This window comes from Acinetobacter sp. ABJ-A23_2, from assembly GCF_044538765.1.
Taxonomy (GTDB): domain Bacteria; phylum Pseudomonadota; class Gammaproteobacteria; order Pseudomonadales; family Moraxellaceae; genus Acinetobacter; species Acinetobacter nosocomialis_A.
Genome location: NZ_JBIUCP010000078.1, coordinates 1 through 8762, shown reverse-complemented (window position 1 = coordinate 8762; position 8762 = coordinate 1). Strand labels below are relative to the sequence as shown.

Below are 8762 nucleotides of genomic sequence, written 5' to 3'. Positions count from 1 at the left end.
TTTTTGCACAAATAGTTGCAATCGCAGCAGTTAAAGTTGTTTTACCATGGTCAACGTGACCGATTGTACCCACGTTTACGTGTGGTTTATTACGTTCAAACTTGGCTTTAGCCATGATGATCTTCCTTTATTAACTACTCATGGAGGGTCACCCCATGAGCACTTGGTTTTCAACTAAGAATTAGTTAGGGCTTATAGTAATCGAAAGATTACTCGTCGTCACCTTTTTTACCGCCAGCTTGGAATTTAGCAATGATGCCTTCAGCCACGTTACGTGGAGTTTCAGCATATTTAGCAAATTCCATTGAGTAAGTCGCACGACCTTGAGACATAGAACGCATTTGAGTCGCGTAACCAAACATCTCAGCAAGAGGAACTTCTGCTTTAATTGCTTTTGTTCCACCAGGAAGATCGTCCATACCTTGAACCATACCACGACGACGGTTTAAGTCACCCATGATATCGCCCATGTAGTCTTCTGGAGTCTCAACTTCAACTTTCATGATAGGTTCAAGAAGGATAGGATCCGCTTTCATGAAACCATCACGGAAGGCATAAGAACCAGCCATTTTGAACGATAATTCGTCAGAGTCGACATCGTGGTAAGAACCGTCGAAAAGAACAGCTTTAACGCCTACAACTGGGTAACCAGCCAAGACACCATTCTTCATACGTTCTTGAATACCTTTATCAACTGCACCGAAGAATTCTTTAGGTACTACACCACCAACAACTTCTTCAGCGAATTCGTATTCTTTACCAGCAGCTTCAACGTCAAGCGGTTCTAAACGAACATATACGTGACCGAATTTACCTTTACCACCAGTTTGACGTACGAATTTACCTTCTTGCTCAACAGTTTTCTTAATCGTTTCACGATAAGCAACCATTGGTTTACCGATATTCGCTTCAACACCGAATTCACGCTTCATACGGTCAACGATGATGTCAAGGTGAAGCTCACCCATACCAGCAATAATTGTTTGACCAGATTCTTCATCAGTACGTACACGGAACGATGGATCTTCTTTCGCCAAACGACCTAAAGCGATAGACATTTTTTCTTGGTCTGCTTTAGTTTTTGGTTCAACAGCCAATGAAATTACTGGCTCTGGGAATTCCATACGCTCAAGAGTAATGATGTTTTTCTCATCACATAATGTATCACCAGTTGTAACGTCTTTAAGACCTACACACGCTGCGATATCACCTGCACGGATTTCTTCAAGATCTTGACGCTCGTTCGCGTGCATTTGCACGATACGGCCGATACGTTCACGCTTAGATTTAACTGGGTTATAAACCGGATCACCTTGTTTAAGAACACCAGAGTAAACACGTACGAATGTTAAGTTACCTACGAATTTGTCGTTCATGATTTTGAACGCAAGCGCAGAGAACGGAGCTTCGTCAGATGCTTCACGAGACGCTTTAGTTTCGTCTTTGTCGTCAAGGATACCTTCGATCGCTTTAACTTCTGTAGGTGATGGTAAGAATTCAATTACAGCGTCCAACATACGTTGAACACCTTTGTTTTTGAACGCAGAACCACAAAGCATTACTTGAATTTCAGAAGCTAATGTACGAGCACGTAAACCAGCGATGATGTCTTCTTTAGAAAGATCACCTTCTTCTAGGTACTTGTCCATTAATTCTTCAGAAGCTTCAGCAGCTGCTTCAACCATGTTAGTACGCCATTCTTGAGCAGTATCAACTAGGTCAGCAGGAATATCACCGTATTCAAACTTCATACCTTGAGAAGCTTCATCCCAGATGATTGCCTTCATTTCGATAAGGTCAACAACACCTTGGAATGTGTCTTCAGCACCGATTGGCACAACGATTGGCACAGGGTTACCGCCCAAACGTGTTTTCATTTGTTCAACAACACGGAAGAAGTTTGCACCAGTACGGTCCATCTTGTTCACGAATGCTAAACGAGGCACTTTATATTTGTTTGCTTGACGCCATACAGTTTCAGACTGAGGCTGTACACCACCAACTGCACAGTAAACCATGCACGCACCGTCAAGAACACGCATAGAACGTTCAACTTCGATTGTGAAGTCTACGTGTCCCGGTGTATCAATTACGTTGATACGGTGTTGTTGGAATTGGTTAGCCATACCAGACCAGAAACAAGTTGTAGCAGCAGAGGTAATTGTAATACCACGCTCTTGCTCTTGTTCCATCCAGTCCATTGTTGCTGCACCGTCGTGTACTTCACCAATTTTGTGAGATACACCTGTGTAGAACAAAATACGTTCAGTTGTAGTTGTTTTACCTGCGTCAATGTGCGCAGAGATACCGATGTTACGGTAACGAGTAATTGGGGTTTGGCGAGCCATGATGTCTACATTCCTAAATGTTATCTTTAAAACAGGGCGCATCAATTAAATTGATGCGCACGAATACTCAAACGGGGCAACTTAAATACCCGCAAAGCCCCCACTTTGATAGAGAGCGATGTTGAATCTAGCTACTGTATGCATGAGTATTCTCCTGATTAGGGACTGTTTTATCCGCTTAGAAACGGTAGTGAGAGAAGGCTTTGTTAGCTTCTGCCATACGATGCACGTCTTCACGTTTTTTGATCGCGGCACCTTTGCCTTCAGCTGCATCAAGCAACTCGCCAGCAAGACGTAAAGCCATAGTTTTTTCAGAACGCTTAGCAGCAGCATCTACTAACCAACGCATTGCTAAGGCAGTACGACGGGATGGGCGTACTTCCATAGGTACTTGATAAGTAGCACCACCAACACGGCGTGCTTTTACTTCGACCATAGGACGAACTTTCTCAAGAGTAGTCTCGAAAAATTCAACTGGGTCTACTTTGTTTTTTTCTTGAACGCGTTCTAAAGCACCGTAAACGATACTTTCAGCAATAGATTTTTTACCATCTTGCATTACGTGGTTCATGAATTTAGCGATTGTTTGGCTGCTAAATTTTGGATCTGGAAGGATCTCACGAGCAGCGACTACGCGACGTCTTGGCATTTTAATACACCTAATAATATGACACTTCAGGATAATCCAGCAGTTTGTACAAGTGTCATGTACACGACGCTGGCCTTACTATACGTCGCTTGAATTACAAATCTATGAAGAATTCAAACAAGCGAAACGCTAAAGGGCTTTTAGACTAGTTTCCTAGAATTACTTCTTAGGACGCTTAGTACCGTATTTAGAACGTGATTGATTACGATCTTTAACACCAGCACAGTCCAAAGAACCACGAACGGTATGGTAACGTACACCTGGTAAGTCTTTAACACGACCACCACGGATAAGAACAACACTGTGCTCTTGTAAGTTATGACCTTCACCACCGATGTAGCTAGATACTTCAAAACCTGAAGTTAAGCGAACACGGCAAACCTTACGCATAGCTGAGTTAGGTTTTTTAGGTGTAGTTGTATAAACACGTGTACAAACACCACGACGTTGTGGACAAGCCTTCAACGCAGGAACTTTGGATTTTTCAACCAAAGTCGTACGACCCTTACGGATCAACTGATTCGTTGTTGCCATATGGCAATTCTCCCGTTATTAAAAAACCTTAAAAAGAAAACACCTCTTTTTAAGGGCACATAATTGTAAGCCAAGATGCAAAAATGGTCAACATGGCAATACTTACCAAATGTTGACCATATCAATGTTTGACAGGATGATTTACAAATTTAAATAAGGCTGAAACTTAATTTTCAAACCCTATCTTTGTAATTGTATTGTTAAGAGTACTTCTGATCCTCTACAACATCATCATTTTCAATTTCTAATGCTGGTTTTTGTTCACTGTGCTCATGCTCGACGACATGTTTTTCTGCAAGCTGTTCGATACCTTGATGAACATTTTCTTGCACTTTTTCTTCACTTTTTTCAGAAGTATTCGACTTAACCACAACAGATACTTTTGAAATTACATCATGATTTTCAATTTTATGATGTTGCGCTGCATGAACACTGCCATTTTCTCCAACATTTAACAGACGAGGACTCGCCTTTTGAATGAGAGTTACCGCAGCATAATAAGCTTGTAATGGTGATAAATGTTCACTTGGGTGCTCATTTAAATAATGTCGTGCTGCACCAAAAATAGCTTGTGCTTTATGACCTACATCTTCTTGTAACTTCCAGCTATAAACAGCACTAAGTACTGCACCTGCCACTGGAGTAAACTTACCCACCGCAGCAAGTTGTGGAACTTTATTTAACCAGCTCCATTTAAACTCACCATTTTCATCGACTAACCAGCTTTTTAAAGTCTCAATATCATTTGAAGACCCAAGTACTTGTTGAAACTGTTGAATATCTTGTGTCTCTAACATATTACGTAAAGCTTTAAGTGCTAAAAGCACCGTCTGCTTCTCTGCAATCAGGCTGATATCAACTTCTTTAAAAATAAATTCAACGACGTCTTGGTCAGTGGCTTCAGTTAAATCAAAACCGTGTGATCTGCCTGTTTGATAAATTGTTCTTAAAACCAATACTAAAGAAACTGGAATGTCTATGGCTGCACCAACCATACCCGATACACCAGTAATCGCACCTTGAATACTTGCAATTAGTTTATTTTGTTCAATTAAAGCCTGACTTAAACGTTGTGAACGTGAAGTGTCTTTAGTCAGCTCAAATAGGTCTTTTGCACCCGCCTCTTCTAAGATTTTTTCAGTCAGCGTACTTTTTGAACTAAAGTCATTTAGCCAATCAAATAAATAGCTCGATATTTTTTCATTCCAGTCAGGCGAAATAAATGTCGCAATACCATTGACCTTTCTAAAATGACGGCCAAACACCTGACGAGTAACTTTAGGTAAATGTTCACGTAACATTTGTTGTGGACTTTCATACTGTTCCACTTCAAACGGACTTTTACTTCTAGCATTACCTTCTACTGTTTTACCACTTGCAAGTGGCTCAACTAACTTACTAACCTCACCTATTTGGCTTTGCTGCAAGATGTTTAAACCAGTAGAACTGAGCTTTTTAGCCACTCCGAAGACCTGAGAAAACAAATTGTCAGATTGATTATTATTAAATTTTGTCATCCAGTACCTCGATTTTTTAATTTATCTAATTAGAGATAAATACTAGGTGGAATGTGGATTTATCTCAACTTGAATGTGTGTATTTTAGTTAACCCTAAATGCAACATACTATGTATTTGGTTATTTTTTTTAAATGCAAAATTGACATAAAGATTTGCCATAAGAAATAAAAAACCTTTCTGCTATCATGGTAACAACGAAAACATATGTCTAATGTTCTTACAGCTATATTCTCCTATCATTTAATAGCTGCTCATGTTCATAGACTTTAAATATCACCATAAAGGGACCTGTAGATGAAACGTGTTGTAATCACTGGTATGGGTATTAACTCATGTATCGGTAACTCTTTAGAAGCAGTTACTCACTCACTTCAAAATGGAATCTCCGGGACACGTTTTAACCCAACTTATGCTGAACTCAATTTTAAGAGTCATGTCAGCGCTGCTGCAGAACAAGATTTTGACAATATTGATCGTAAATTAAAACGATTCATGGGCGTATGTGCAATGTACGCTTATAACTCTGCTGTTGCCGCTGTTGAGCATGCTGGCTTAAAAGCAGAAGATTTAGCAGATAATCCACGTTATGGTATTGCTGGCGGTTCAGGTGGTGGTTCAACTGCTTCTGTTGTAGAAATGACTGAGCTTTTAGAAACTAAAGGCGCTCGTAAAGTTGGACCTTTCTTCGTTCCACGTAACATGACGAACACAATTACTGCAAACGTTGGTGTTGCATTTAAACTTCAAGGTATTGCTCACTCAATCGCAAGTGCTTGTGCAACTTCTGCAGATGCAATTGGTTATGCATATAACCTTATCGCATTAGGCAAACAAGATCTTATGCTTGCTGGTGGTGGTGAAGAAGATCATTGGTCTCAAAGCTTATTGTTTGATGCTATGGGTGCTTTATGTTCTAAATATAACGACACACCTGAAACTGCATCTCGTCCATATTCAAAAGACCGTGACGGTTTCGTTATTGCTGGTGGTGGCGGTTTCGTTGTTCTTGAATCTCTTGAACACGCTCAAGCACGTGGTGCAAAAATTCTTGCTGAAGTTGTTGCTTATGCTGCGAACAGTGACGGTGCAGACATGGTTGCTCCAAGCGGTGAAGGTGCGACTCGTTGTATCTTGATGGCTCTTGAAGAAGCTAAACAACACGGCGTAGAAAAAATTGACTATGTAAATACACACGGTACTTCTACACCAGCTGGTGACGTGACTGAACTTAAAGCAATGGAACGTGCTTTTGGTGAAGGTAAAGTACCACCTTTAAGCTCAACTAAATCTATGACTGGTCACAGCTTAGGTGCTGCGGGTGTTCATGAAGCAATTTACTCTGTATTAATGCTTCAAAATGACTTTATTGCTCCAAACATTAACGTGACTGAGCTTGATGAAGGTACTGAAGGCTTTGATATTGTGCTTGAAAAACGTGATGCAAAATTGAATACTGTAATGAGTAACAGTTTTGGCTTTGGCGGTGTAAACGCTTGCCTAATTTTCAAGAAGTGGGATGCATAATCCCACCTAGGATTAACAATGGATGCACCTTCTGATGCTTTTTTGTGGGTAAAAGCATTACATATTATTGCTGTGGTTTGTTGGTTCGCTGCTTTGTTCTACTTACCACGTCTTTATGTTTACCATGCAATGAGTGATGATGCGGCAACTCATCAACGCTTTGAAGTGATGGAACGTAAGTTGTATCGAGGTATTATGTGGCCATCTATGATTGCCACATTAATTACCGCACACTTTCTTGTAGAGTGGGGCGATGCAACTCGACATTACCATGAAGCCACTTGGTTCTATTTAAAAGTTGGATTAGTGGCTTTATTAGTGGTTTACCATTTTGTTTGTGGTTACTATCGCAAAAAGCTTATTGGAAATGCTCACTATAAATCACATAAGTTCTGGCGCTTCTTCAATGAAATGCCAACCTTAATTTTATTTGCTGTTGTGATTTTAGTTGTTGTAAAACCTCAGTTTTAACTGGGGTTTTTTATTATCTAGGACTCTCATCTCCTTCTCTTATGCATTTTACTGACCTAACCTATTCATAATTTATTATTCAGAGCAAAAGACTTTTACACCAGCCTTAATACATTCTTATAAAAACATCTGATCTTTTTTATAAATTCAATCAACAGAAAGGATAAAGCATGAAAAGTCTGGCTTTTATTCATCGTAACGATACTCGCTTTGCGGTCGGTGATTTTTATCCAGTTCTTTCTGTTTTTTCCTACCATGAGTTAGGCAACACCCTCTCACCCTTCTTACTACTCGACCATTTGGGTCCCGGAAAAATTGCACCCTCTATAAAACGTAGAGGAGTTAATGATCATCCTCATCGTGGATTCGAAACGGTAACACTTGTTTATGCAGGTGAACTGGAACACAAAGACTCATCGGGTGGAGGTGGGTTTATAAGTGCTGGCGATGTGCAATGGATGACCGCAGCCTCTGGTGTGATTCATCGGGAATTGTTTAGTGAAGAGTTTTCTCGATCTGGTGGTGCTTTTGAAATGATTCAGCTTTGGGTCAATTTACCAGCAGCAGATAAAATGAACTCCCCTCGCTATCAAAGTTTAAAGAAAGCTGAAATACCAGTGGTGAAACTGGAAAATGAAGCTGGATTTGTACGTATTATTGCAGGGCAATTTAACCATGTTATGGGCCCCGCACTTACCCACACCCCTATTACTGTTTTGGATGTAGAGCTCCATACAGGTCAGCAAGCCACCTTCCCTGCTCAATCTGGTGAAACAGCTTTAGTTTATTTACGTTCAGGTCGGGCACAATTTCAAAAAGATGAAGAAGTTTTAGAGGAACAAGGCCTAGCAGTCATGTCAAATCAAGGAGAGCATTTCTCCATTACTGCCCTGCAAAGTTGTAAATTACTTATTCTGACAGGACAACCCATCACAGAACCGATTAATGGTCATGGTCCATTTGTAATGAATACTTATGATGATATCTTACAAGCCTATGATGATATTAAAAATGGAAGATTTACCAAGTAAAACAGCCTAACTGCCGCATGATAAACGAATGACAGTTATTTGTGTCTGTCTTTCAACATAGTTGATGTATGTTATGCTACAAATCAATAGATGAACTTATTTACTAGCAAAACTATGTTCACTCTCAACGCTTTTAAACTTGTCATATATCGACAATTTATTATTTTCACCCTTTTTATTTTTCGTCACTTAAAAAGCTATCCAATTCGATTTCTTACGCCTGAAGAAAAGGTTTTGGCGCAAAGGGTGTTTGGGGATTTGCTAGATTGCGAACGACCTAAAATTATTGCTACTCGTTACTTACCTTGGCAATCTCATGGAATTTTGATGGCGCCAAATGGAAATATTTATGTCAACATTTCTGACTACAGTAGTAATTACGCGCTAGAATCTAAATTCATTCAAGGCATTTTTATTCATGAGTTGGCTCATGTCATGCAATACCAACGAGGTATTCATGTACTACTAAAAGGTGCCTTACTGCAAACGGCCTACTATCTGAGTTTTAAATATTACAACCCATATAAATACACTTACCATCCTCAGAAAGCTTTTAGCTCTTATAATATTGAGCAGCAAGGAGAAATTGCTAGAGATATCTGCTCAGGTAAACTGCCAAATATTATTTGTTCACCTCACTTTGATTTGTAACTAAATAATCAAGATCGTCTTCTACGTAATTTTTT

9 protein-coding genes are annotated in these 8762 nt (G+C 39.8%); 4 read left to right on the top strand and 5 right to left on the bottom strand.

Going from position 1 to position 8762, the window contains the following annotated elements; genetic code table 11:
- The 5 genes from ACH63V_RS17460 to ACH63V_RS17440 form a co-directional block, all read right to left on the bottom strand.
- The coding region (locus ACH63V_RS17460; protein ID WP_041172161.1) for a GTP-binding protein at positions 1-115 on the bottom strand (115 nt) is incomplete at its 3' end.
- Positions 116-209: 94 nt separating this feature from the next.
- Entirely contained in the window at positions 210-2348 is a 2139-nt protein-coding gene (gene fusA / locus ACH63V_RS17455; protein ID WP_263613080.1) for an elongation factor G, read from the bottom strand.
- 178 nt (positions 2349-2526) lie between these two features.
- Entirely contained in the window at positions 2527-2997 is a 471-nt protein-coding gene (gene rpsG / locus ACH63V_RS17450) for a 30S ribosomal protein S7 (RefSeq protein ID WP_001138055.1), read from the bottom strand.
- A gap of 159 nt (positions 2998-3156) precedes the next feature.
- The gene (rpsL, locus tag ACH63V_RS17445; RefSeq protein WP_002050319.1) at positions 3157-3531 is read right to left on the bottom strand and encodes a 30S ribosomal protein S12; all 375 of its coding nucleotides are present in this window, start codon (positions 3529-3531) and stop codon (positions 3157-3159) included.
- Positions 3532-3731: 200 nt separating this feature from the next.
- Positions 3732-5048 (bottom strand): EcsC family protein, encoded by a 1317-nt coding sequence (locus ACH63V_RS17440; protein WP_311070444.1) that lies wholly within the window; start codon positions 5046-5048, stop codon positions 3732-3734.
- Positions 5049-5344: 296 nt separating this feature from the next.
- Between ACH63V_RS17440 and ACH63V_RS17435 the strand changes: the two genes are divergently transcribed.
- The 4 genes from ACH63V_RS17435 to ACH63V_RS17420 all read left to right on the top strand — a co-directional run bounded on the left by ACH63V_RS17435 (position 5345) and on the right by ACH63V_RS17420 (position 8727).
- Positions 5345-6574, top strand: a complete 1230-nt coding sequence (locus ACH63V_RS17435; protein ID WP_004738399.1) for a beta-ketoacyl-ACP synthase II — start codon at positions 5345-5347, stop codon at positions 6572-6574.
- An 18-nt stretch (positions 6575-6592) separates the two neighbouring features.
- Positions 6593-7045, top strand: a complete 453-nt coding sequence (gene hemJ / locus ACH63V_RS17430; RefSeq protein ID WP_396464226.1) for a protoporphyrinogen oxidase HemJ — start codon at positions 6593-6595, stop codon at positions 7043-7045.
- A gap of 170 nt (positions 7046-7215) precedes the next feature.
- Complete coding sequence (locus ACH63V_RS17425; protein WP_396464225.1) at positions 7216-8076, top strand: pirin family protein; 861 nt, start codon at positions 7216-7218, stop codon at positions 8074-8076.
- 90 nt (positions 8077-8166) lie between these two features.
- Positions 8167-8727 (top strand): hypothetical protein, encoded by a 561-nt coding sequence (locus ACH63V_RS17420; RefSeq protein ID WP_396464224.1) that lies wholly within the window; start codon positions 8167-8169, stop codon positions 8725-8727.
- The last annotated feature ends 35 nt before the right edge of the window (positions 8728-8762 follow it).